Source organism: Canibacter zhoujuaniae (assembly GCF_011752015.1).
GTDB classification, from domain to species: Bacteria; Actinomycetota; Actinomycetes; order Actinomycetales; family Microbacteriaceae; genus Canibacter; species Canibacter zhoujuaniae.
Map to the genome: position 1 here is coordinate 70,921 of NZ_JAAIKA010000001.1, position 25,190 is coordinate 96,110.

Consider the following 25,190-nt stretch of genomic DNA (forward strand, 5'->3'; position numbering starts at 1 on the left):
AAAATTTTGGATCGGTCTTTCTACGTTACCCGCTGGAAGAAAATTAAAATTTACAGCGAGGAGTGGCCGGATTTGGTTAGCGGCCGGGTGTATCGGCTGCTACCGCTCCAACAGCTGCTGCCCCAGCTGCCTTACGCCGATTGACGGTCACAAAAAAGCTCTTGATGAGCACCGCCGCAAAAAAGATGAACAGCACAGCGATAATGGCGCATGCGACAACCACAATTGGTGTCCAAACAGTGCTTAAAATTGCGGGTTCGTGTGCGACCGCTTCTAAGTAATGCATTTTGCCTCCGAAAAGTTGTGTGGCACTTGTCTCCTTCAATCATATGCTGAAAATGTTGGAATTCCGGCACTGGAATATCGCCGAAAGAAGTAGCAGTAATTGCAGTTGCCGTCTGCGCTCTACCGGTTCGGCGGCAAAATCACCGACGTGCTTGTTAACCGGTTTCTGCTGTCTAATACAGCTAGACTGTTAGTGACTTCATCAGATCTTTCTAGGAGTGCTTTGAAACCGCTGGATCCCCGCCTACTGCGCTATGCAGGCGCTACCAGGGGCATCCTGTTACAGGGGGTGATCCTCGGTTTTTTTCGCACCGTCGCCATCATAGTTTGGAGTTGGTGCGTCGCAATGCTGCTCGCCCAAGCGGTCGCCCCGGTGCTTGGCGGGCCGCGCTTTGGGCTGGTATTAGACGCTCTGCAACCGGCTTCTCAAACGCCTTTATTTGTGGTGTGTGCGTTAGCAGCGGTAATTGTTAGAGCTTGCACAACATGGGCCATGGAGACAGTCTCAGCCCGCGGTGCTGTGCGGGTCAAAAACGAGCTGCGCAGATCCGCCCTCAACACGCTAGAAAAGCAATCACCGCTTCGATTTTCTGCGGCAGAGGAGGGCAGCGCACACCTCCCAACAACACTCGGGCGCGGGCTTGATGCGCTCGACAACTATTTTTCAAATTACATTCCGCAGCTGCTATTAACAGCGGTTGCAACCCCCATCCTGATCGCAGTTCTGCTGTGGGCGGATTGGCTGAGCGCAACGATCGTAATTGTGGTTTTTCCGGTGATCCCCCTGTTCATGGTGCTGATTGGTATTGCCACACGCTTCGTGCAAAATAAGCAATGGGAGGAACTAAACCGACTCTCAAACAGTTTTCTCGACACAATTTCTGGGCTTGGAACGCTGAAAATTTTCGGGCGTGAGGGGAAGCAGCGACAGAATATTGAAGATGCAACTGAGGGCTATCGCAAACGCACAATGCAGGTTTTGCGAGTCACATTCCTGTCTGGTTTCGTGCTCGATTTGGCGGGCACTTTTTCTGTCGCCCTGGTTGCGGTAACTGTTGGCACCCGCCTGGTAGATGGCCTGTTTCCACTAGGGATCGGTTTGTTTGTGCTGCTCTTGCTCCCTGAAGTGTTCATCCCGATCCGACAGGTTGGTGTTGCATATCATGCCTCAGCTGAGGGTCTGGCCGCGGCGAATAACGTTTTCGCCTTAATTGATAGCGACGCAGTGTACGAAGCCGAGCCGCACCCTGCGACAGAGGCAGAGCACCTCGAACTTAATGGTGTGAGCGTCGATTATGGTCATGGTGCGGGGCCGCTTCTCAACCTTAGTGTTGCCCCCGGGGAGTATGTTGCACTCACCGGCCCGAGCGGGAGCGGCAAAACAAGCGCGTTAAATGTTTTGATGGGCTTTGTGCCAGCTGTTAACGGAAAAGTGCAGCGCACCGCGCAGCTGGCTTGGGTTGGCCAGAAACCAGGTTTGCTGCAGGGTAGCGTGTTTGAAAACCTCAGCCTCGGCGGTGCTGTGCTTGAATCTGACGCCCGCGCTGTGTTGGAAGAGCTCGGTTTGGCGACGCTGCCGTTAGAAAAACAGCTGGGTGCTCTCGATCACGGTGTTTCGGGCGGGCAGGCGCAACGTATTGCGATCGCGCGCGCACTCCTTTTTGCTAAGCGTTTTCCCGGTTGCGGAATTGTCATGGACGAACCGAGCAGTGCCCTTGACGCTGCGAGTGAAAAACTTGTTGCGCTAGCTCTCAGACGGCGTGCTGCTGTGGGGCATCCTGTGCTGATTGTTTCGCATCGCGAGGCGCTGATTGAAAGCGCTGACCGTGCAGTGCGAATTGCGGAGGTTGCGCATGGTTAAGGATCTGCGCGCGGCCGCCGTGCCGAGTTTTGTTGCGCGCGCCCCCGGAGTGCTGCTCGGGGTGCTCGCAGATGCCTGCGTTGTGGGGCTCTTAGCGCTCTCAATGTGGCTTATCGTGCGGGCGGCGGAGCAGCCGCCGATCCTGTACCTCAACTTTGCAATTGTGGGTGTGCGCGCTATCGCTATCGGTCGTGCAGCATTTCGATATGTTGAAAGATTGGCGAGTCACGATGCTGCATTTGCGCAGCTTGCTGTGCTGCGCGGAGTGACATTTCAGCGGTTGCTGCCGCGCATTCCCGGCGGTGTTGAAACTAATCGACGCGGCGAAGTGCTTGCGGCCTTTGTCGATGACGTTGATCAGCTGCAAGATGAGGCACTCAGGGTGCGCCAGCCGCTCATTGTCAGCTCGGTAGTAGTGTTGCTGTCGCTGATATTGGTCGCTTTAATCTCACCGCTGGCTGCGCTCATGACAGCAGTTTCTATCGGGGGAGCAGCGGTTATCGCGGTGTGGCTCACAGATCGGATCGCCGGAAGATCACAGTCTGCGCTTTCTGCGGCGCGGGCTAAGCTACAGGATGCGATACTCGAGCGAGCTGAAGCAGCTGAGGTACTTGCAGCTTTCGGCGCAACCCAGAATGCAGATGCGAAGGTGTTTGCGGCAGCTGAGCAGCTCTCTAAAATACAGCGCAAACAAGCGACGACTGCCGGGCTGACAGCAGGGCTGATGCTACTCGGTGCTGGTTTAGCAACAGTAATGATCCTGCTGTTTGTGCAACCGGATATGGGAGCCGGCCTGTTTGGCTTAACTGTTATAGTGCCGGCGGCGATCGCGGAAGTGTTTTTAGCGGTGCCGCTTGCGTTAAACGCTAGACGACGAGTGCAATCAAGCGCTGCCCGGGTTGCGCGGCTCACAACCTCTGAACTGCCTGCCGAGCTGCCACAGACCGCGCAAGATTTAGAGATTTCAGACCCCGATGACAGCGGAGAAAAGCGTCATTCGGCTGCGGTGACCCTCCGCGCACAACTGCCGCAGGGAGAGCCACTCATCGCCGCATCCAACCTCACGATTAAACATCCCGGCAGTGGCGATCCGCAAATTAAGGATCTAACTTTTGAGCTGCACGCTGGTGAGACTCTGTTGATTACAGGGGAGAGCGGCAGCGGAAAATCTACGCTCGCTGCGGCGCTGGTGAGATTTCTTGACTATGCGGGATCTTTGCAAGTGTTTGGAGTGGCAGCTCGTGATCTCGGTGGCCCCACAGTTAGGCAACTGATCGGGCTGTGCGAACAGCGGCCGCACCTTTTTGACACAAACCTGAGGCAAAACCTGTTGTTTGCTAAACCCAGCGCAAGTGATGCTGAGTTAATGTCGATGCTTAAGCGGGTGGGCTTGCACGAGTGGGTTGCTGCACGCGGTGGCTTAGAGATGCGTATCGGCAATCGCGGCGCCCTCGTATCAGGCGGGCAGGCGCAACGGATAGCTTTGGCGCGTGTGCTTTTGGCGGAGTTTCCCATCGTTGTATTGGACGAACCGACCGCCAGCGTTGATCGTGACCGGGCTGACACCCTGCTGCAAGAGCTTGTTGCTGCTGTGCCGCAAGACAGAGCACTGCTGCTGATTAGTCACACCGTGCCACCTGCGGTTAGGGCTCGCGCTGCCGGTGAAATCGTGCTGTAGCTAGTAACATTGGATTATTACGACGACGCAGCGTAAACCGAGCAGGGGCGTGCTGCGTTTTTCTATCTGTATATGAGGAACACCGTGAACGAAGCAGCAGAAGCTTACGATTTTCGCCAGATCCAAAAACGCTGGCAGCCGTACTGGGAAGATAATAAAACCTTCGAAGTATCAAACGAAGAATCTGAGCGGCCGCGTAAATACGTGCTAGATATGTTCCCGTATCCTTCCGGTGACCTGCACATGGGGCATGCCGAGGCCTTCAGCATGGGAGACGTGATGGCTCGCTATTGGCGCGGCCAGGGTTACGCTGTGCTGCATCCGATCGGGTGGGACTCATTCGGTCTCCCCGCTGAAAACGCTGCGATTAAGCGCGGTGTTGATCCACGTGCTTGGACTTACGACAATATCGCGCAGCAAAAAGCGAGTTTTAAGGAGTATGCGCCCAGCTTTGACTGGTCTCGTGTGCTGCACACCAGCGACCCTGAATACTATCGCTGGAATCAATGGATTTTCTTGCAGATGTATAAGCGTGGCCTCGCATATCGGAAGGCGAGTTGGGTTAACTGGGATCCGGTAGATCAGACAGTGCTTGCAAACGAGCAGGTGCTAGCAGATGGCACCTCAGAGCGCTCAGGTGCTGTTGTTGTAAAGAAAAAGCTGACGCAGTGGTATTTCAAAATCACAGACTATGCAGACCGACTGCTCGATGATCTCGACAAGCTTGAGGGTGCTTGGCCGGCTAAGGTGCTGCAGATGCAGCGTAACTGGATAGGCCGGTCGCGCGGTGCTGAGGTTGAGTTTGAAATTGAGGGTCGTGATGAGCCGGTAACTGTTTTCACAACCCGTCCCGACACTCTGCACGGGGCAACCTTTATGGTTGTGGCGCCTGACAGTGATTTAGCCGCTGAACTTGCTGCCGGAGCATCTGCAGAAGTGCAGAGCAGCTTTGCCGAATATTTGGCTAAGACGCAGAGCCAAACGGAGATTGAGCGGCAGGCAACGGACAAAGAAAAGACAGGGGTTTTCCTGGAGCGCTGGGCAATCAACCCAGCTAACGGTGAGCGGATCCCGGTTTGGGCCGGTGATTTTGTGCTCGCCGACTACGGTCACGGCATGGTTATGAGCGTGCCGGCACACGATGAGCGCGACATGGCCTTCGCAAATAAGTTTGACCTGCCGGTGCGCACAGTTGTTGAGGTGCACGACGAAGATGGCAATGTTTTGAACCCGGAGGAAACTCGCGAGGCAGTGGCCGGGGACGGCATCATCATCAACTCTGGTGAGCTCAACGGTCTTAACAAAGCTGAGGCGATTGCGAAGCAGATTGAGCTGCTCGAGACGTCTGGCAAAGGACGCGCAGCCACCACCTACCGTTTGCGTGATTGGCTGATCAGCAGGCAGCGCTACTGGGGCACCCCAATTCCGATCCTGCACAATGCTGCCGGTGAAATGCGTGCGGTTGACGAGAGTGCGCTGCCGGTCAAGCTGCCGGTTGCTGAGGGGCTTGATTTGAAGCCGAAGGGCACTTCACCGCTCGGTGCTGCCACCGAGTGGGCAACCGTTGAAATCGACGGTGAAAGCTGGACCCGCGACCCCGACACCATGGACACTTTTGTGGACAGCTCATGGTACTTCCTGCGATTCTTGAGCGCCCAAGATAACACGCAGCCGTTTGATTCTGCCGCTGTGAATGCATGGGGGCCAATCGATCACTATGTTGGCGGTGTTGAACACGCAATTCTGCATCTGCTTTATGCGCGGTTTATCACTAAAGTGCTCTACGACCTTGGTCAGCTAGAGTTTGATGAACCATTCACAAAGCTTCTGAATCAGGGCATGGTGCTGCTTGACGGCGCAAAAATGTCGAAGTCAAAAGGCAATCTGGTTGAGTTTGCTGAGCAGCTACGCGACCACGGTGCTGACGCGCTGCGTGTGTCACTCGTATTTGCCGGCCCGCCAGAAGATGATATCGACTGGAAAGATATTTCCGTGCAGGGCTCAGCCAAGTTTTTGGCGCGGGCGTGGCGTCTGTCACGCGAAGTGTCAGCGCCGGTAGATGCTGATGCGGCAGCGGGTGACAAAGAGCTGCGGCGTCACACGCACAAGCTGCTCAAAGAAGTGCCGGGTCTGGTTGAAAGCTACAAGTTTAACGTTGTAATTGCCCGTCTTATGGAGCAGGTCAACGTTACTCGTAAAGCGGTTGATGGGGCTGCTGGCCCAGCAGACCCTGCGGTGCGTGAATCGGTTGAGACAATCGCGCTCATGCTGAATATGTTTGCGCCATACTGCGCAGAAGACATGTGGGTAAATCTCGGTCACGAACCATCAGTTGCGCTCGCACTGTGGCCGCAGGCTGATGAGAGTTTGTTAGTTGCTGACACTGTTAAACTCGCTATCCAAGTTAACGGAAAAGTGCGCGACACTGTTGAGGTTGCGGCCGATATTAGCGAGGCTGATGCAGTTGCAGCAGCACTAGCTTCTGCAAAAGTGCAGCGCCAGCTTGAAGGGATGGATGTAGTAAAGACAATCGTCCGCCTGCCAAAGATTGTGAGCATCGCAGCAAAACCGATCAGCTAGCGCGCAGATCTAGTTCACGCTCTGAATGCGAGGCCCCCAGCTCTGTTTGTAACAGGCTGGGGGTGATTGCTTTATTAGAGGGTTATCCCCAAATTCATATTTGCAAGTCATCGTGGCTGTGTAACTCAATACCCTCATGTTATGAATCGCAACGAGCTATATCTAAAACAATTTGCGAAAATGGCTGATCTGCCAATAAAAACAGAAACATCTAACAGGTCTGAGCCTGAGCAGAAGCCAGAGCAGATTTTGCGGGAGCAGCAAACTGAGTTGCCGACGCTAAGTTTGCGTGAGCGAGTTAAGCCACTGTTAAGAGTGCCCAACACCGCTGTTGTTGGGGTGGCAGTTCTCGTTGCCATCGTCACAGTATTTTTGGTTTGGAACGGCACTCGCGGCACCGAAATAGCACCCTCTGCAGAAACAGTGAAATTTGCCAGCTCCGCAACTCAAGCAAACGAGAGTTTCACGGCGCAGTCTGAAGCCGCAACAGACAAAGCCCAGTCGCAGAACACGGTTACTGTGCACATTGTCGGGGCTGTTGCAAAGCCGGGAGTCTATGAGATAAACGCCGAGCAGAGACTGCAAGAAGCTCTGAAAGCAGCCGGGGGAGCCACCCCTGATGCTGCGCTCGCAGCGGTTAATCTAGCGCGTCAGCTTGTCGACGGCGAGCAGATACTAATCCCCACCGAGCAGGAAGTAGCAAACGGTAACGCTGCGGTTGCAACTGGCCCCACACAGTCACAGGGCAAAATAAGTATCAACTTAAGCACTCCACAACAGTTAGAAGCGCTGCCGAAGATTGGCCCCGCACTCGCAGAACGAATAGTTGAATGGCGGGAAACAAACGGTGGTTTCAAAAAAATTGAAGACCTGTTGCAGGTTAAAGGGATCGGAGGGTCAACTTTTGAGCTGCTCGCAGAAGTGGTTACCTTATGACCCTGACTCCAAACAAGCGCAACAGCTATTTTCTGCTGCTGGCTGGATTGGGTTTGTGGGCGGTTACCGCAGCGACACTGCTGACTGAAAAACACTGGGTGTTTGTTGCGGGCGCAATCTGTCTAGTATTGGTTTGCTTGACAGCGCGAAACATTCGTGCGGCCAGTGTGGTGGCGCTTTTAAGCGCTTTTCTAGGAGCGCAACTGATGCTGCAAATTCAGGCTAGAGATATCGCCGCACTGAGCATGGACTCACAGCAGCAAACCCTAACCTTAAAAATTATCGAATATCCAAAATCTAAACTCCAAGGAGCTACTAAAAGCCAGTGGACAACCGGACGACTTAGCAATACGCCCTACGCGCCAGCCGTTAGAGTCTGGCTGCCAGAAGACACTGATACCGCCGGGTTCGCACCGGGCACAACGGTCAGCGTGACAGGGCTGGTTAAACGGAAGCTGCTTGACTCCCCAGAAGCTTTTGAACTAAACACCAACACAGCGCCCTTGATCACAGCGCCGGCAACAAAACTTGAACAAACACTGCACAAGGCGCGCAGTGCCTTAAGCACACACAGCAAAAACTTTGCAACCCAAAAAAGCGTATTTTCTGCATTCATTAATAGCGGTGCAAAATATGTGCCGGGTTTCGCTGTCGGAGACACCGCACTGTTAGATGAGCAAGACTTCTCTGTGCTGCGTGCATCAGGGCTCCTGCACCTGACAGCCGTATCAGGCGGTAACTGTGCGCTGGTGCTTGCCGGAGTTTCCTGGGCTGCAGGCCTCCTCGGATGCCGGAAAACAGCAAGACTGCTGCTGCAAGCAGGTGGGCTGGCGCTCTTCGCGCTCGCAGTGGGGTCGGACTCATCACTGCAGCGCGCCGCCGTTATGTCGGGTGTTATTCTTATCGGCAATTTCGGTGGTGTTAAACACAGCAGTTTTGCATCTCTCGGCGCTGCCGCCCTTGTTCTAATAAGCTGTGACCCATGGCAGGCCGTGCGGGCAGGTTTTGCGCTGTCGATTGCGGCCACCGGCGGCATTCTTTTGCTTGCGCAGCCGTTAAAACGTCGCCTCACTCGCTGGGGTTTACCTGAATTTTTAGCGCTTGCACTGGCCGTCACCTGTGCGGCACAAATCGGGTGTGCGCCGCTACTGCTGCTGTTGCAGGGAGATCTGCCGCTTGCCGGGATTCTCGCCAACCTACTGGCTGCGCCACTTGCGCCATTTGCGACAGGTTTGGGGTTATTAGCTTTTATCCAGTTGGGGCTTAATTTCGGCTTCGGGGATTTTTGTTTTTTCCTCGCTAGTAGCGCGTGCGCACTAATTGAACAAATCGCAAGGTTTAGCGTGCAGCTGCCTGTTACAGCACTTGCATGGCCAGAGGGGGCGGGCGGTGCCATACAGTTAGTGTTCTGTTACGCGCTCATTTTCGCATCCCACAATGTTGCAAAGCACGGTTTGCGTTTGCATCGGGTGCTCAGGAAACGCAAACAGCCCTGGCAGCTCATAAGCACGCAAACGCCGCTCGCCAAGCTGCTGGTTTTGACCCCGCTATTTGTGGCGACAGCAGTAGTGTTCGCAAACACTGTTTTTCGCCCTGTGTTAGCTACTCAGGTAGTTCCAACAGATTGGGTGATTGCAGGGTGTGATGTCGGGCAGGGCGACGCATTTGTGGTCAGAGATCCAGTCGAGGCAGAAACTGTGATGTTAATTGACACGGGTGACAATAAAGATAAGCTGCGCAGCTGTTTGACCAAGCTCGGGGTAAAAAGCATTCAAATGTTAGTTTTAACCCACGACGACAGAGATCATGTTGGGGCTTTGGAAGAGGTTTCCGGGGTTGTGAGGGCGGCTCTCATATCGCCCCCAACCTTAGAACCAGAGCGACCGCTTTTGTATGAGTTAGATCGTGCGGGCATCGCAGCTGCAATTGCTACAGCTGGAGATCACGGCACACTAGGGGGAGTTGAGTGGGAGGTGCTTGCTCCGCGCCGCGACAAAATTAGTCTCGATAGCAACTCGATGAGCTTGGTGGTGCGCATCAAGTACCGCGATCTGACCGCAATGTTTATGGCTGATACGGGAGAAGCGGAACAGCAGGAACTCATTGAGACATTAGATTCTGCCGTTTTGGATGTTGACATCGTTAAGGTTGCGCATCACGGGTCAAAAAACTTCTTACCAGAACTTTTGCAAGCGCAGTCTCCTAAATGGGCACTGATCGGTGTCGGGGCAGATAATAGCTACGGTCATCCCAGCAGGCAGGTGCTTGACGAACTAGATCAGCTTGGGGCGATTACACTGCGCACAGACAAACACGGTTTATTTGTGCTGACAGCAGCGGGTAAAGCGTGGGTTAGTCAGACTCTTGACCAGAGCCACTCGGGGGCTGCAATAGCGGAGATAAAATACGCGCGCCGCACTCCCATCAGGGGGAAGGAAGAGCTAGGGTAGAGAGAGTGAAAACCCGCCCAAAACTTCCGCAGCGCATCACCAATTCTGTGATGGCTTATCAGTGGGGTGTTTTTGACGGCATAAGTAAGCGCTTGAATCTTGCGCCTTCCGGAGCTGCAGAGGCAGAAATTTGGATCGGATCGCACCCCAAAGCGCCCAGCCGTTTTAACGACGGGCAGACTCTGCTGGATTATGAACTGGCAAGCGGCGAAAAGCTGCCCTTCCTGTTAAAAATGTTGGCCGTTAATGAGGCTCTCTCGATTCAAGCGCACCCCACGAAAGAGTGTGCGCGGGCTGGGTTTGCATCTGAGGAAGCCGCCGGGGTTAAAATAACTGCCGAGAGTCGCAACTACCGGGATTGCAACGCAAAACCTGAGTTAATCGTCGCGCTCGAAACCGGGTTTGAAGCACTCTGCGGGTTTCGCGATCCGCAAGCTTCGGCTGCGCTTCTGACAGAACTTGCGGGAGATGCTCACAACAGTGTGCGGCAGTTTGCTGACCGGATTGTTACTCAGGGCGTAGAGGAAGTTGTGCGTTGGGCACTTAGCGCAGACAGTGCTGGCGTTAGCGAGACAATCGAGCATTTATATGTGGCTGCTCTGGCAGCGCAAAAAAACTTTACGGCAGACACCCCCGGCCTGAAGCGTCTGTGTGCTCTCATCGCTGATCTGACAGAAAAGTATCCCGGCGACCCCGGAATACTAGTGGCTGTGCTCTTGAATATTGTTTGCTTAAAGCACGGTGAGGCTTTGTGGCTGCCGCCGGGCACGCCACACGCCTACTTAAGAGGCTACGGTATTGAAATTATGGGGCCGAGCGACAATGTGCTGCGCGGCGGTCTCACTCCAAAACACATTGATACAGCTGAACTGCTTCAGGTGTTGAATTTTGACCCCCGATCCGCTGATCCCATTGCCGCTGTGGCAGCAGAAGCAGCGGCGCAGCGTTTTAACCCTGATGCGGCGGGGGAGCACAGCACACCGTTTGAATTGGTGCGGGTGCTCAAAAATGTTGAACTTGTAACTTCGGGAGTCTCTTGCATTCTGGTTGTTTCAGGGTCTTTCACTGTTGAAATAACCGATGCGGCTGGGGCACATAAAACGCTGCAAATTAAGACAGGGCAGACTTTTGCTCTGCCAGAGGGCGCTATTAAGCTGACAGGATCGGGTGAGGCATTTCTTGCAAGCGGTGCGTTGCGTGGGTGTGACGCCCCGGCAGCGCAAATTTAGGAGACATGATGGTTGCTGGCAAACGGGGTGGGCGATCAGCTCACACTGTGCTTAGCGTGTGGCAGATACGCCCGGCTCCGCTTATTTTGCTCAGCGGTAAAGAGGGTGCGATCGCTGACCTTGCCCAACAGACGGTGCGGCGCGGCATGCGCTCCCAGCATCCAGAGCTTGAGATACACGATATAGACGCAAAGCTAGCCGCAGCCGGAGAGCTTATGACTCTTGCAAGCCCCTCGCTGTTTGGTGAAGCGAGGTTGATTCGGATCGCAAACCTGAATGCCCCGAGTGCTGCGTTTATGGCAGACCTTGAGGCGGTAATTCCTCTGCTCGATGAGGCAACCACCCTGCTGCTGCGTCATTCTGGCGGTAACGGCGGTAAAGCTGCGCTGGCACTAATTCGGAGTCAAACTACTGCTATTGAAGTGGTGTGTGATGTGCTTAAAGACAGTGAGCGCAGCCGGTTTGTGACGGATTTTCTCGCGAGCAGATCACAGCGCATAGAACCTGAGGCGCTGCGCAGTTTAATCACAGCGTACGCTGAAGATCTTGCCGAACTTATTGCGATCGCAGAGCAGTTGTCACGCGATGCGAGTGGCACAATCTCTTTGCGGCAGGTCGACCAGCTGACAGCCGGACGCGTTGAAACCAACTCGATGAAGATTGCTGACGCGGCGGCGAGCGGTAACGGTGCCCTTGCCCTCACCCTGTTAAGACACGGCCTGCACACAGGTCAAGAGCCGATCGCAATTTGTTCTCTGCTGACAAACAAGTTGCGTCTGATGGCGAAGGTTTACGGGCTTGGTGACTCCGATGCTGAGCTTGCGAAACGTCTGAAACAGCACCCGTATTCGGTGAAACTTGCGCGTCGTGATGCGCGTAATTGGCGCGAAGGTGATCTAGCAAAGATGCTGGATTACGCTGCTGAGACGGAGTGGCAGCTGAAGGGTGGCGCGCGAAACAAAGAGTTTGTGATCGAAAGATTTGTTTTAGCGGTTGCCAAACGCGGCAGAATTTAGCCATCAGCGAAACTTGCCTCCGAGCTTTAAACGGAGGGGTAGAGTATCCGCGTGCAATCAATTAGACAGCTGTTTCGTTTTACAAAAGAACTTAATAGGTTCTATTTCATAATTATCGTTTGCACGCTGCTGACGAGTGCGGCAACTATTGCCGTTCCGTTTCTGATCGGTCGTGCAACCGACACGATAGTGGGGCTTTTGAACGGCTCTATCAGCCGTGATTCCGGGATTACAACTATTCTCATACTGGTTGGTGCTTACCTGCTGGTGGAGCTTACTTCTGTGGTGCTGGGCGCAGTTAGCGGCCGTGCGGGCGACACAATGAGTATGAAAATGCGGCATCTGCTGTCGTCTCGCTACTACGATAAACTGTTGCAGCTGCCCCAACGCTATTTTGATAACGAGCTGACTGGTGCGATTGTGTCGCGTTTGGATCGCACGATTACTGAGGTCACCAACTTCGCGCGCATGTTCGCGAACAATATTTTTTCAATGCTGCTGACAACCTTTGCGGTGCTTGCCGTAATGGCTTTCTACGCTTGGCCGCTGGCAGTTTTGATCGCTCTGATGATCCCGCTTTATGTCTGGTTAACAGCCCTGACATCCAAACGCTGGCAAGCCTATGAGCATCAAAAGAACGATCACATCGACGTGTCTCGTGGTCGGTTCACCGAAGTGGTTGGGCAGCTTGCAACGGTGCGCTCTTTCGCGCGTGAACGCACAGAATGGCAGAGTTTTGATGAGCATCTGCAGAGCACCGTTAGTATAACTCGCGCACAGTCCCGCTGGTGGCACAGTATGGATGTGCTGCGCCGCAGTGCGTTAACGATCATTTTTGGCATTGTTTATACGGTGCTGTTTCTGCAGACAGCGAACGGCTCCCACACGATTGGTGAACTTGTTTTGTTAATTCAGCTGGTGGGCATGGTGCGAAACCCTGTCAGCATGATGAGCTGGATCGTTGACACCTCACAAAAAGTGATCGCAGGATCGCGCGACTATTTTTCTGTTATCAATTTGAGGTCGGATCAGCGGGAGGGCATAGCTCTGCGCAATCCACGTGCCGCGGCAGAACCAAAGCCGGTTGATACGAGTCGCACACCGGTTAGGTTCACTGATGTGACATTTGAATACAATCCGGGAAATCCTGTTTTGCAAGATATCAACTTCACAATTGAACCCGGCGAAAAGCTGGCCCTTGTGTCAACCTCCGGCGGTGGCAAGTCAACGATTGTGAACACACTGCTCGGTTTCTACAGTTTGCATAAGGGCAAAATCGAACTCTTTGGGCAGGATATTGCGAATTTGCAGATGCCTGAGCTCAGGGCGCAGATTGGTGTTGTTTTTCAAGACCCATCACTTTTTAGTGGATCTATTCGTGAGAACATCGCATACGGTCGCCCGGATGCGACCGAAGCTGAGATTATTGCCGCAGCTAAGCGTGCAAAGGCTTGGAACTTTATTGATGCTTTCCCCGACGGGCTCGACACCGTTATTGGCGAGCGTGGTTTGAAGCTCTCTGGAGGGCAAAAACAGCGTGTCGCAGTGGCGCGCGCAATGTTGAAGGATGCACCTGTGCTGATCCTCGATGAGGCTACGAGCGCTCTTGATACGAAGAGTGAGCGTCAGGTGCAGCGCAGTCTTGAAGCTTTGATGGAGGGCAGATCCAGCCTGATTATTGCGCACCGTCTATCAACCATCGAGAATGTTGATCGCATTATCACACTGGAAAATGGGCGTATTGCAGAAGTTGGAACTCCGCAAGAGCTAGCCGCGAGCGGCGGCATATATGCTGAATTATTAACACTGCAAACCGAGGGCTCAGCGCGCAGTAAGGAGCTGCTGCGCGAGAAATTCGGAATCCATGAATAGGTGCCGGCAAATCGCTTGAGATTCTGCTAAAGTTATCTATTGGCTTGCGTGTGAGTTTTTAATAACCACACCTACCGTGTTGGCAGCCCTCTCCCGCCACGCGGAACAAGAAGTTCGACACCAAATTTTTAAGGGACACAAACGTGGCAAATATTAAGTCGCAGATTAAGCGCATTCGCACAAACCGTAAGGCACAGGAACGCAACCGTGCTTACAAGAGCGAGTTGAAGACTTTTGTTCGCAAGACCCGTGAAGCAATTGCTGCAGGAGACAAGAACGCAGCTGTTGCTGCTCTCGCAGTTGCTAGCCGGAAGCTCGACAAGGCTGTGAGCAAGGGTGTAATCCACAAGAACCAGGCTGCTAACCGCAAGTCAAAGCTTGCTAAGAAGGTTGCAGCTCTCTAAAGCTTTACCGCATATGCGGTACCCTGCGCACGCACGCTCACATTTTTGGGGCGTGCGTGCGTTGTTTATGCAAGCGCCTGAGCTCGGCGCATTCTAACCTCTGGAATAATTAACAGCACTATGGCACCACGCGCTTCGAATCCACCGATCCCGGCGAGCACCGATCCGGAAATTATCCGTAATTTTTGTATCATCGCGCATATCGATCACGGTAAATCAACTCTTGCTGACCGGATGCTCCAAATCACGGGCACGGTGCCGGAGCGTGAGATGCGCGCACAGTACCTTGACCGCATGGATATTGAGCGCGAGCGCGGGATCACTATTAAGTCACAGGCTGTGCGCATGCACTGGGAGGTGGACGGGCAGGCCTATGCACTAAACATGATCGACACCCCCGGCCACGTCGACTTTAGCTATGAGGTGTCTCGTTCGCTTGCGGCGTGCGAGGGGGCGATCCTGCTGGTGGATGCGGCACAGGGAATTGAGGCGCAGACACTCGCCAACCTCTACCTGGCGATGGAACACGATCTTGAAATTATCCCGGTGCTCAACAAAATTGACCTGCCCGCCGCAGATCCGGAAGCCCGGGCGCAAGAAATCTCTGAACTAATCGGCATAGACCCTTTAGAGATCCTTGCCGTCTCAGGGAAGACGGGCGCCGGTGTTGCAGAACTGCTTGATCGTGTTGTGCGCAAGGTGCCACCTCCGGTGGGTGACACTGAAGCACCTGCTCGGGCAATGATTTTTGATTCTGTTTATGATCCATACCGGGGCGTTGTCACCTATGTCCGTATGGTAGACGGCAAGCTCACCCCGCGTGAGCGTATTCAGATGATGTCCACTGGCGCCGAGCACGAAGCTTTGGAGATTGGTGTTTCCGCTCCAGAACCTAAGCTCACCAAGGGTCTCGCAGTGGGTGAGGTGGGCTATCTAATTACCGGTGTGAAAGATGTGCGCCAATCAAAGGTTGGTGACACGGTGACCACGAAACGCGCCCCAGCTGCTGAACCGCTTGCCGGATACACCGATCCAAAACCGATGGTGTTCTCTGGTCTTTATCCGATTGACGGCAGTGATTACCCGGTGCTGCGCGAAGCGCTCGACAAGCTGAAACTGTCGGATGCTGCGCTACAGTATGAGCCGGAGACATCAGTCGCTTTGGGCTTTGGTTTCCGATGCGGTTTCCTGGGGCTGTTGCACCTAGAAATTATTAGTGAGCGTCTGCGCCGTGAGTTTGATCTTGATCTTATAGCTACCGCGCCGAGTGTTATATATCGCGTTGTAAAAGAAGATGGCGGCGAGGTCGTTGTGACCAACCCGAGCGAATATCCAGAGGGAAAAATTCGCGACGTTTACGAGCCTATGGTGAAGGCGGCAATTCTTGCTCCGAAGGGCTATGTCGGTGCGATCATGGAGCTGTGCCAGGGGCGGCGCGGCAACCTGCTCGGGATGGAGTATCTCGGCACCGACCGCGTTGAACTGCGCTATCGTATTCCGCTGGGTGAAATTGTGTTTGACTTCTTTGATCAGCTGAAGAGTCGCACGCAGGGTTATGCCTCCCTCGACTACGAACCAGATGGTGAGCAGACCGCAGATCTGGTGAAGGTGGATATCCTCCTGCAGGGCGATAAGGTGGACGCCTTCAGCGCCATTGTGCACCGAGACAGTGCCTACAGCTACGGCACGATGATGGCTGAACGACTGCGTAAGTTGATTCCGCGGCAGCAGTTTGAGGTGCCTATTCAAGCGGCGATCGGGGCTCGAGTAATTGCACGAGAGACTATTCGTGCGATTCGGAAAGATGTGCTCGCTAAATGTTACGGCGGCGATATTAGCCGCAAGCGCAAACTGCTGGAAAAGCAGAAAGAAGGCAAGAAGCGCATGAAGATGGTAGGCCGGGTCGAGGTGCCGCAGGAAGCATTCATCGCAGCGCTGTCAGGAGATGTTGAGGGTAAGGAAGCTAAAAAGTGAGCGGCGTTGAGCAGGCAGCGAGGCGCGATAGTTTCCAGCCGGCAAGACTGTCATACATCGAAGTTGGTGTTAGTCAGGCGCCAGATCTGCTTCAGTTCCCGCCGAATGATGCGGTGCCCTTTTTCGAGCAGGTGCAAATAGGGCAGGGTGTGGATCGCTTCAACTCAGCGTTAGAGCAGTTGATGACTTGGGAAGCGCACCGTGCAGCAGGCTATGTGGTAACAGAAGAGTCTGCCGGTGAGAGCCCGAGTGTCAGAGGCGGGGAAGCGGTGTATTCAGCGCAGGGCGAATCGTTTCTCAGACGCGGGGCACGGGTGCTGTTGACACCGGACGATAATAATTCGGCGCGCCGATTTGAAGTTGTGCGTGTGCTTGAGGGCGCGCAATTGGAGCAGCTCGAACAGGAGCGTCAGGTTGTTGAGCGCGGTGGGATGATCTTGGGCACCGCAGATGAGGGCGATACAACCGGCGAAGTCGCGCTATCTGTTGAGCTGCGTGAAGATGAAACCGTCTGGGCACTAACCCGCGGATTTTGGCATGTGCACGCCACAGGTTTTCTTGGGCTCGGTAAGCAGCAGACAGCCGACCGGGCGACAACCGCGTTAAAGCGCGTGCTTAAAACACTGCAGCCGACCGGGGAGTGAGACAGTGCCAAGCGCTCTGCTGCCGGGTGACCCGGTGCCCGCAGACGGCAGACTGCCACAACAGGCTGCCGTAGCGCAGGGCACACGCAATTTTGGTGCATACGTGCACGTCCCGTACTGTCGTGTGCGCTGCGGCTATTGCGATTTCAATACCTATACAGCTAAGGAACTCGGGAACACCAGTCGCAGTCACTATGCGAGTGAGGTGTGCGATGAAATTAGCTTCTCTGCCAGGGCGTTGGATGACAGCGGCATCAAACCGCGGCAGCTCAGCACCGTTTTCTTTGGGGGTGGCACCCCGACAATTCTGCCGGCAACAGATTTAGCGCAGATGCTGGCGAAACTTCGTGAAACATTCGGAATTGTTGCGGGAGCTGAAGTAACCACCGAAGCTAACCCTGATTCGGTTGATAGGGAGTATCTGCAGACGCTTAAAGATGCCGGATTTACCAGGGTGAGTTTCGGGATGCAGTCTGCTGTGCCCGAAGTGCTTCAGGTGCTCGATCGCACGCACACACCGGAGCGAGTGCCGCAGGTTGTCGCGTGGGCGAAAGAAGCGGGGCTTGAGACGAGTGTTGATCTTATTTACGGAGCTCCGGGCGAGACTTTAGAGCAGTGGCGCCGTTCTGTTAAAGCGGCGTTAGCCTGCGATCCGCACCATATTTCTGCGTATGCTTTGATCGTTGAACCCGGCACCAAGCTAGCTGCTCAAATAGCGCGGGGGGAGTATCAGCAGCCCGACGATGACTTGCACGCTGAAATGTATGAGCTGGCCGATCAAGAGTTTGCGGCTGCTGGATACTCCTGGTATGAAATTTCAAACTGGAGCAAAACTTTAGACACCAGGTCGCGCCACAACCTCGCATACTGGCAGGGGCACGATTGGTGGGGTTACGGGCCGGGCGCACACAGTCATGTTGGCGGAGTGCGCTGGTGGAATGTGAAACACCCCCGCGCTTACGCCGATCGCATTGCACAGGGTATTAGCCCCGGGTTTGCCAGAGAGGTGTTAGACGCTGAAACTAGGCGGGTAGAGCAGGTGCTGTTGGAGACACGCATCGCAGACGGTCTGCCGCAGTCACGACTTACTGCAAGCGAATCGCGGCGGGTTGCGGAGCTGATTGCAAACGGGCTTGTGGATCCTGTCAGCGCGCTGCAGCACAAGCGCATTGTGCCGACTCTGCGCGGGCGTTTATTGGCCGATACCGTGGTTGCTACGCTGTTAGCGAGTTGAGAGGAAGCACCCATATTCATCGACTAAACTGGCACTCTATCAACTAGAGTGCTAAGCGGTATTGGAGGTGGACTTGTGGTTTCAGAGCGTGGACTAAAAATCTTGCACGCTATCGTGACAGACTATGTCGCAGCAGGTGAACCCGTGGGCTCTAAAACCCTCGCTACCAGATACTCCTTCGGCGTGAGCGCCGCCACCATCCGCAACGATATGGTGGCGCTTGAAGAGGCTGAACTAATTGCAGCGCCCTACACTTCGAGCGGCCGGGTGCCGACGGATAAAGGTTTTCGCCTGTATGTCGACACCCTCTCAAAACTGCAACCCTTGGGAGGCGCAAGACGCGCTGCTATCGAGCGTTTTCTAGGGGAGGCGCAAGACCTGGATGAGGTGCTGGGGCGCACTGTGCGACTTCTGGCGCAGCTGACAAAACAGGTTGCGCTCGTGCAGTATCCGTCAGAGCAGAATGTTTTCGTGCACCATCTTGATTTGGTGGCGCTCACAGACAACAAAGTTTTGTGCGTTGTGATCACCGGCTCTGGCGCAGTAGAGCAGCAGCTGCTTGTTTTGCCACACGCTGTGAGCGAGGAGTTCGTTGCGGGGGTAAAGGGGCGGATCGCGGCAGCTGTTGTCGGAAAAGATACTGACACCGCACTTCTGGCAGTTCAGAAACTGCGAGCAGAGTTAGAAAAGCAGTCATCGCTTAAGGAGTGGGAGTCTCTTGCCCCGCTGCTTGATGGCGCTGCACAGCAGATGCGGCAAAATCGTAGTGCAAAGTTGGCGATTGCTGGCACTGCCAACCTCTCGCGGCAGCAGTTGCCGGGAGAGAACGCCGCCGCGGTGCTTGATGCGCTTGAAGAGCAGGTTGTGCTGCTGCAGCTCTTCAACGAGTTGGCGGCTGAGCAGGGAACTGTGCGCGCATCTATCGGATCTGAGAACGAACCCTACGGTCTTGCCGGGACGGCGATTGTTGCGACTAAATTTGGGGTTGGTGAGAACGCCGACTCTAGACTTGGAGTTTTAGGGCCGGTAAATATGGACTATGCCGGAAACATGGTGGCGGTGCGCGCAGTCGCCCGCTATCTGAGCAAGATTTTGGGCACCTAGTTAGACGGTGTAGCGCAAGTTTTTATTTTGAATCCAAGGAGATTATTAGGTGGCTGACCACTACGAAACACTCGGTGTGGGCCGGGATGCAACTGAGCAGGAGATCAAGAAGGCGTATCGCAAACTCGCGATGCAGCTGCACCCGGATCGCAACCCGAGCCCGGAAGCGGCTGAACAGTTTAAGCTGGTGACGCACGCCTATGATGTTTTGAGCGATCCTGAGGCGCGCCGCAACTACGACATGGGCGGTTCGGAGAACGGCTTTGGTGGGGGAGACTTCACAGATCTAGGTGACTTCCTGGGCAACATGTTCGGCGGCGGTTTTGGCTTTGGCGGCGGTCAGGGACGGCCGAAGAGTCGCACCCAGCGCGGTGAGGATGCCCTGATCCAGTTGCGTGTCTCCCTTGACGAGATTATTTTTGGCACCCAAAAAGAGGTTTCAATAAACACAGCTGCGGTTTGTCCGACCTGTAACGGCAGCTGCAGTCAGCCCGGCACCTCGCCGCGCACCTGCGAGCACTGCGGTGGCAGTGGCCATCAGCAGCGCCAGGTGCGGTCAATCCTCGGCACCGTTGTCACCAACCACCCCTGCGCAAACTGTCACGGATACGGCGATGTCATTGACAGCCCCTGCCACGATTGCGGCGGTCGCGGTCGGGTGCGTGAGAAGCGTTCAATAACCGTTGATGTTCCTTCCGGAGTTGAAGACGGCATGCGTATGCAGATGCGGGGCGCCGGTGAGGTGGGCCCTGGCGCAGGCCCAAATGGTGATCTCTTTATTGAGTTCAGTGTGAAACACCACGATGTTTTTAGCCGGAACGGTAACGATCTTCTGGCAACGCTCGACCTCGGGGTGGCAGACGCTGTGTTTGGCACCGAGGTGACGCTTAACGCCTTGGACGGCGAGGTGCTCGTTACCGTGCCAGAGGGTGCCCAATCGGGTGAAATAATTACTGTGCGCGACCGCGGAATCACTGAGCTGCACGGAAACCGTCGCGGAGACCTGAAGATAGCCCTGCAAGTGCTCACCCCAACTAAACTCTCGAAGCGTGAGCGGGAGCTCTATAAGGAGCTGCGTGAGCTTAACACCGGCACACAGCCACAACTTGGTGAGTTCAAACAGGGCTTCTTTGATAAGCTGCGCAATCGTTTCTTCGGTAACGGCTAACCGGTATGGCCCACCTCTACTACGACCCTGCGGTAGCTGGTGCACAAGTCGGTGACACACTGATTGTGCGTGGCACTGAGGCACACCACGCCGTGACCGTGTCGCGCCTGCGTCAGGGTGAAGAAATAATGCTCGGTGACGGCGTGAGCACGCTTGTTACTGCAACAGTCACGGCCATTACAACAGGCCGCGAGGCGAGTTTCACCGCAACCGTTTCTGAGGTAAGAAACCAGCAAGGGTTAGAAGTGGAGCTGGTGCTCGTACAAGCGCTCGCAAAACAGGGGCGCGATGAGCGCGCGGTCGAGCAGAGCACCGAGTTTGGCGTCTCAACGGTAATCCCATGGCAGGCTGAGCGTTCGGTGAGCCGCTGGGAGGGATCACAAAAGATTCAGCGAGGGGTTGAGAAATGGCAGAAAATCGCTCGAGAAGCTGCGAAACAGTCACTGCGCAGCCGCATCCCTGCGGTGCAGCAGCCGGTTGACGCTAAAGCAATTGCGGCTTGGGCGGCTGATTCGCAGAATCTGGTGCTGATCTTGCATCCCTGGGCGAGTGAGAAGTTGAGCACTGTTGTTCGGGAGGTTGCAGAAGATTCTTTAGCGCTGGGTGAGCTGCAGCGCATCTACTTAATCGTTGGCCCTGAGGGCGGAATTAGCGATTTTGAAATTGACCTGCTGCTAGGATCCGGCGCAACCTCCGTCAGGCTGGGGGAAGAGGTTTTGCGCACCTCGAGCGCGGGTGCTGCCGCGCTAGCTGTGATTCAGACCAGTCTCGGCCGATGGTAGGTCGCTAACATAGACGTATGGCGCAAGAAACTGTATTCAGCAAGATCGTGTCGGGTGAAATTCCTGTGGAGAAGCTCGCTGAGACCGAGCGTGTGCTCGCGTTTCCCGATATGAACCCACAAGCAAAAGTGCATATTCTGGTTATTCCAAAGACTAGTGAGTATGAGAATGTCACTGAGTTAGCGGCGGGAGATGCCAGTTTGCTCTCTGAAATTGTTGCGACAGCAAAAGAACTGGCTGACAAATACGCAGACGGTGACTATCGCCTGATCTTCAATAACGGCGCAAATGCTGGGCAAACTGTTTTTCACGTGCACGCGCATGTGCTAGCCGGTGATCTTGGGGAGAGTTCGCTTGTCGGGTAGCGATGCCGCGCTGAGCAAACGTTCGGTTCTTTTAACGGGTGTGCACCTCCCCGATTTTTTGGGCCCCAATGAAAAACTGATTCGGCAGCTCGAAACTGAGCATCCGGCGGTCAGTTTTCACCTCAGGGATTATCTGCTGACCCTTGAGGGGTCTCAGGAGGCTGTTGCTGCTGCTGAGAGAGTGATACTTGAGCTGTTGGAGATTGCTCGGTTGCGGGCGCAGCCTGGCAGCCGCGATGTTGCGCACCTTAGTCGTTTGGGTGCGGCAGCGGGAGAGGGGCGTAAGCTTGCCGAACCCATTCTGACCGTGCGCGGCAGGGCTATTCGTCCACAAACAGCTGGGCAGCGTGAGTATGTGCGTGCAATCGAAGAGCACGCCGTCACATTTGGGACGGGGCCTGCGGGCACCGGGAAGACGTATCTGGCAGTTGCGCTGGCGGTGCGTGCCCTGCAGCGTCGCGAAGTTTCAAAGATTGTGCTGACGCGCCCCGCGGTTGAAGCGGGTGAGCGTCTTGGCTACCTGCCGGGCTCTCTTGAAGAAAAAATTGATCCCTATCTGCGCCCGCTGTTTGATGCTCTCACAACAATGCTCGACGCTGAAACCGTTCCCCGCCTGTTAGAAACCGGCACCGTTGAGGTTGCGCCGCTGGCTTACATGCGTGGGCGAACCTTAAACGAGTCTTTTATCATCCTTGATGAGGCCCAAAACACAACTCCTGAGCAGATGAAAATGTTTTTAACTAGGCTCGGTTTTGACTCCCACATGGTGATTACCGGTGACAGCAGTCAGGTGGATCTTCCTAGCAAGCGGAGCGGCTTAGCGCACGCGCAGCAGGTGCTGCAGGGTGTTGAAGGGATCGGCTTTGCCCGTCTCACCTCTGACGATGTTGTGCGCAACGAACTTGTTAGTCGGATCGTTGATGCATACGGGGTGGGTGAATAATTTTTGGCTGTTGAATTTTCTCTCAGCGCTAAAGAACTGTCACAAAATGGTTTAAGCGAAAAATCTTTGACAGCTTTGGTAGAGCTTGTATTCCGTGAGATGCATGTGCACAGTGACAGCGAGGTTAGCATTAGTTTTGTTGACGAAACAGAGATGGAACGCCTCCATTTAGAGTGGATGGATCTTCCTGGTGCAACCGATGTGATGAGTTTTCCGATGGATGAGCTGACACCCGGCAGCCCGGCGCAGCCGGCGGGGCCAGGAGTATTGGGAGACGTTGTTGTGTGTCTGCCGGTTGCAGCAGAACAGGCTGATGCGGCCGGTCACAGTCTCGCCTCTGAGGTTGCAATGCTTGTCACACACAGTCTGCTGCATCTGCTCGGGTTCGATCATCACACTCCCCTAGAGGAGGCGGAAATGTTTAAGCTGCAACGGTCACTGCTGGAGAGTTTTGCAGCATGAGTCTGGGGTTAGCGTTAGCGTTTATTGGTGCGGCGATTGTGCTGCTGTCGGTGGGGGCGCTGCTCGCTGCAGCTGATGCTGCGCTGACGGCCAGGTCGCGCGCCGATATTTTTAAACTCGCTGTCGGTTCGTCTCGTGTGGATCGTGCGCTGCGCAAAATTGCCGAAGACGAGGCCGCACACCAAACGGCTATGTCGTTTGCGCGCATCAGCGCCGAAAGCCTTGCAGCGGTGTTAATCACACTGGTGATTTTTGAATTCACAGACAGTCTTTGGCTGTCACTGGCCACAGCCACGCTGTTCCTCATTATTTCGACATTTATTTTGGTTGGCGCAAGCCCACGCCTCTACGGCATAAACCGCGCCGACAAGGTGCTGCGTTTTGCAACCCCGTTGATGCGTGCCGTGCGCATACTGGTGGGGCCAGTAGCAATTGGGATGTTGCGAATCAATACGGCTGTCGGTGAGCGCGCACAGCAGACAGAGCAGGAATTGGATGCGGATCGCGCGCTGCTCTCACTTGTTGATCGTGCCGCTGAGCGCGATGTTTTGGAAGAGGAAGACCGAGACTATATTCACTCGCTGTTACGCTTCGGTGATACCCGCGTGCGCGAACTGATGGTGCCGCGCACCGACATGATGACTGTCGACGCTGAGACTTCGATGGCGGCGGCCTTAGAGATGCTGCTTGCAAGTCGTCGCAGCCGGATGCCGGTCATAAACGAAGACGCGGATGATGTGCTCGGAGTGATCCATTTGCGTGACGCAAGCGGATTTGTGCTGCGTCACAGCGATGAAGCATTAACGGCGCCGGTAACGCGAATGATGAAACCAGCGCTGTTTGTGCCGGATCTGATGCGTGCTGATGCACTGCTGCAGCAGATGCAGTTAGAAAACAACCATTTGGCTCTGACAGTGGATGAATACGGCGGTGTTTCCGGTCTGGTCACGCTAGAAGATCTGATTGAGGAGCTTGTGGGTGACATCTACGATGAACACGACCGTGAGCTGCAGGAAGTCGCTGAGCAGCACGACGGTAGCTTTATGATTAATCCGCGTCTCACCGTGCAGGAGCTTGGTGAACTCTTTGAAATTGAACTCGAAGATGAGGACGTTGATACCGTTGCTGGCCTCATGGTGAAAGAGTTGGACCGCCTCGCCGAGGATGGTGACACCGCTACAGTTGCCGGCATTGAACTGACAGTAACCCAGGTTGATCGCCGCAATCGTATTCTGCAAATGAGCGCTGTCTGGGTGGGCGAGCCGGAAGTGGATGAGGAAACTGAGGAATCTAATGACGACTGAATTTAGAGCCGGGTTTGTAAGTTTTGTTGGCCGCCCCAACGTCGGTAAATCAACTTTAACCAATGCGCTTGTGGGGCAGAAGATTGCCATTACCAGCCCAAAGCCACAAACGACGCGACGGGCAATTCGCGGCATCGTGCATCGGCAGTCTGGCCAGCTAATCATTGTTGACACCCCCGGCATACACCGGCCGCGGAAGTTGCTCGGCAAACGTCTTAACGCTCTTGTTGAGAGCACTCTCGGAGAGGTGGATGTAATCGCGCAGTGCTTCCCGGCGGGCGAAAAAATTGGTCCGGGCGATAAATTTATCTATGATCAGGTGCAACGCTTCACACAGGCAAAGAAAATCGCGATCATCACAAAAATTGATGAAACCAATCCGAACACGGTAATTGAACGATTGGCAGAGGTTGATGCGCTCGGTGATTGGGAGGCGGTAATTCCCACAAGCGCTGTGGCCGGCACCCAGGTCGACGAGCTCGCAGATCTCCTGATAGAGCAGATGCCGCTGTCGTCGCAGCTCTATGAAGAGACGCACCTGACAGATGAATCACAAGACGATCGGATCGCGGAGCTCATTCGTGAAGCTGCCATCTACGGTGCGCGTGAAGAACTGCCGCACTCGCTGGCGGCCACAGTTGACGATTATGAAGAAGACGAAGAGACGGGTAAATTGCGAATTTATGCGAGTTTGATCGTCGAACGTGACAGTCAAAAAGGGATCGTGATTGGCCGGGGAGGCCAGCAGCTCAAAAATATTGGGCAGGCTGCCCGGAAACAGATTGAACAGCTCCTCGGGCGTAAAGTGTACCTGTCGCTGCGGGTAAAAGTTCTTAAAGAGTGGCAGAGCGATCCGAAGCATTTGAACCGTCTTGGGTTCTAAATTTCGCCTCAGTATC

Annotated in this window: 21 protein-coding genes; 20 read left to right on the forward strand and 1 reads right to left on the reverse strand. The window is 54.7% G+C overall.

Translation table 11 applies throughout. From position 1 onward, the window contains the following. Positions 1–76: 76 nt before the first annotated feature. Positions 77–286: a hypothetical protein gene (locus HCQ99_RS00365; RefSeq protein WP_166984599.1), complete on the reverse strand. Its 210-nt coding sequence runs from the start codon at positions 284–286 to the stop codon at positions 77–79. Between the two features lie 192 nt (positions 287–478). Between HCQ99_RS00365 and cydD the strand changes: the two genes are divergently transcribed. The 20 genes from cydD to era all read left to right on the forward strand — a co-directional run bounded on the left by cydD (position 479) and on the right by era (position 25,174). Continuing rightward, entirely contained in the window at positions 479–2,146 is a 1,668-nt protein-coding gene (cydD, locus tag HCQ99_RS00370) for a thiol reductant ABC exporter subunit CydD (protein WP_243854750.1), read from the forward strand. Next, positions 2,139–3,824 (forward strand): thiol reductant ABC exporter subunit CydC, encoded by a 1,686-nt coding sequence (cydC, locus tag HCQ99_RS00375; protein WP_166984600.1) that lies wholly within the window; start codon positions 2,139–2,141, stop codon positions 3,822–3,824. The genes cydD and cydC overlap by 8 nt, the downstream gene beginning before the upstream one ends. 72 nt (positions 3,825–3,896) lie before the next feature. Beyond that, positions 3,897–6,404 carry a leucine--tRNA ligase gene (leuS, locus tag HCQ99_RS00380; protein ID WP_166984601.1) on the forward strand — a complete coding sequence of 836 codons (2,508 nt, stop codon included), beginning with the start codon at positions 3,897–3,899 and terminating at the stop codon, positions 6,402–6,404. Between the two features lie 180 nt (positions 6,405–6,584). Next, positions 6,585–7,340 (forward strand): ComEA family DNA-binding protein, encoded by a 756-nt coding sequence (locus HCQ99_RS00385; RefSeq protein ID WP_166984602.1) that lies wholly within the window; start codon positions 6,585–6,587, stop codon positions 7,338–7,340. Next, positions 7,337–9,790, forward strand: coding sequence for a ComEC/Rec2 family competence protein (locus HCQ99_RS00390; RefSeq protein WP_166984603.1), 2,454 nt, complete (start codon positions 7,337–7,339; stop codon positions 9,788–9,790). The genes HCQ99_RS00385 and HCQ99_RS00390 overlap by 4 nt, the downstream gene beginning before the upstream one ends. Positions 9,791–9,795: 5 nt before the next feature. Next, positions 9,796–11,019, forward strand: coding sequence for a mannose-6-phosphate isomerase, class I (manA, locus tag HCQ99_RS00395; protein WP_166984604.1), 1,224 nt, complete (start codon positions 9,796–9,798; stop codon positions 11,017–11,019). An 8-nt stretch (positions 11,020–11,027) separates the two neighbouring features. Further along, a complete protein-coding gene (holA, locus tag HCQ99_RS00400) occupies positions 11,028–12,035 on the forward strand; it encodes a DNA polymerase III subunit delta (protein ID WP_166984605.1) in 1,008 nt (335 codons plus the stop codon). Positions 12,036–12,086: 51 nt separating this feature from the next. Beyond that, positions 12,087–13,907: an ABC transporter ATP-binding protein gene (locus HCQ99_RS00405; RefSeq protein WP_166984606.1), complete on the forward strand. Its 1,821-nt coding sequence runs from the start codon at positions 12,087–12,089 to the stop codon at positions 13,905–13,907. 143 nt (positions 13,908–14,050) lie between these two features. Then, positions 14,051–14,311 carry a 30S ribosomal protein S20 gene (gene rpsT / locus HCQ99_RS00410; RefSeq protein WP_166984607.1) on the forward strand — a complete coding sequence of 87 codons (261 nt, stop codon included), beginning with the start codon at positions 14,051–14,053 and terminating at the stop codon, positions 14,309–14,311. Positions 14,312–14,431: 120 nt separating this feature from the next. Then, positions 14,432–16,285 carry a translation elongation factor 4 gene (lepA, locus tag HCQ99_RS00415; protein ID WP_166984608.1) on the forward strand — a complete coding sequence of 618 codons (1,854 nt, stop codon included), beginning with the start codon at positions 14,432–14,434 and terminating at the stop codon, positions 16,283–16,285. Next, entirely contained in the window at positions 16,282–16,929 is a 648-nt protein-coding gene (locus HCQ99_RS00420; RefSeq protein ID WP_166984609.1) for a DUF1990 family protein, read from the forward strand. Before lepA ends, HCQ99_RS00420 begins: the two co-directional genes overlap by 4 nt. Positions 16,930–16,933: 4 nt before the next feature. Next, positions 16,934–18,163, forward strand: coding sequence for a radical SAM family heme chaperone HemW (hemW, locus tag HCQ99_RS00425; protein ID WP_166984610.1), 1,230 nt, complete (start codon positions 16,934–16,936; stop codon positions 18,161–18,163). 75 nt (positions 18,164–18,238) lie between these two features. Beyond that, entirely contained in the window at positions 18,239–19,267 is a 1,029-nt protein-coding gene (hrcA, locus tag HCQ99_RS00430; protein WP_166984611.1) for a heat-inducible transcriptional repressor HrcA, read from the forward strand. Positions 19,268–19,316: 49 nt separating this feature from the next. Beyond that, complete coding sequence (gene dnaJ, locus HCQ99_RS00435) at positions 19,317–20,435, forward strand: molecular chaperone DnaJ (RefSeq protein WP_166984612.1); 1,119 nt, start codon at positions 19,317–19,319, stop codon at positions 20,433–20,435. Positions 20,436–20,440: 5 nt separating this feature from the next. Next, positions 20,441–21,217, forward strand: coding sequence for a 16S rRNA (uracil(1498)-N(3))-methyltransferase (locus HCQ99_RS00440; protein WP_166984613.1), 777 nt, complete (start codon positions 20,441–20,443; stop codon positions 21,215–21,217). A gap of 17 nt (positions 21,218–21,234) precedes the next feature. Then, complete coding sequence (locus HCQ99_RS00445) at positions 21,235–21,582, forward strand: histidine triad nucleotide-binding protein (protein WP_166984614.1); 348 nt, start codon at positions 21,235–21,237, stop codon at positions 21,580–21,582. After that, positions 21,572–22,525, forward strand: coding sequence for a PhoH family protein (locus tag HCQ99_RS00450; RefSeq protein WP_208317131.1), 954 nt, complete (start codon positions 21,572–21,574; stop codon positions 22,523–22,525). The genes HCQ99_RS00445 and HCQ99_RS00450 overlap by 11 nt, the downstream gene beginning before the upstream one ends. 36 nt (positions 22,526–22,561) lie before the next feature. Next, on the forward strand, positions 22,562–22,987 hold the full coding sequence (gene ybeY / locus HCQ99_RS00455) for an rRNA maturation RNase YbeY (protein WP_279586794.1): 426 nt from the start codon (positions 22,562–22,564) through the stop codon (positions 22,985–22,987). After that, on the forward strand, positions 22,984–24,291 hold the full coding sequence (locus tag HCQ99_RS00460) for a hemolysin family protein (RefSeq protein ID WP_166984616.1): 1,308 nt from the start codon (positions 22,984–22,986) through the stop codon (positions 24,289–24,291). Before ybeY ends, HCQ99_RS00460 begins: the two co-directional genes overlap by 4 nt. After that, a complete protein-coding gene (gene era, locus HCQ99_RS00465; RefSeq protein ID WP_166984617.1) occupies positions 24,281–25,174 on the forward strand; it encodes a GTPase Era in 894 nt (297 codons plus the stop codon). The genes HCQ99_RS00460 and era overlap by 11 nt, the downstream gene beginning before the upstream one ends. Positions 25,175–25,190 lie beyond the last annotated feature (16 nt).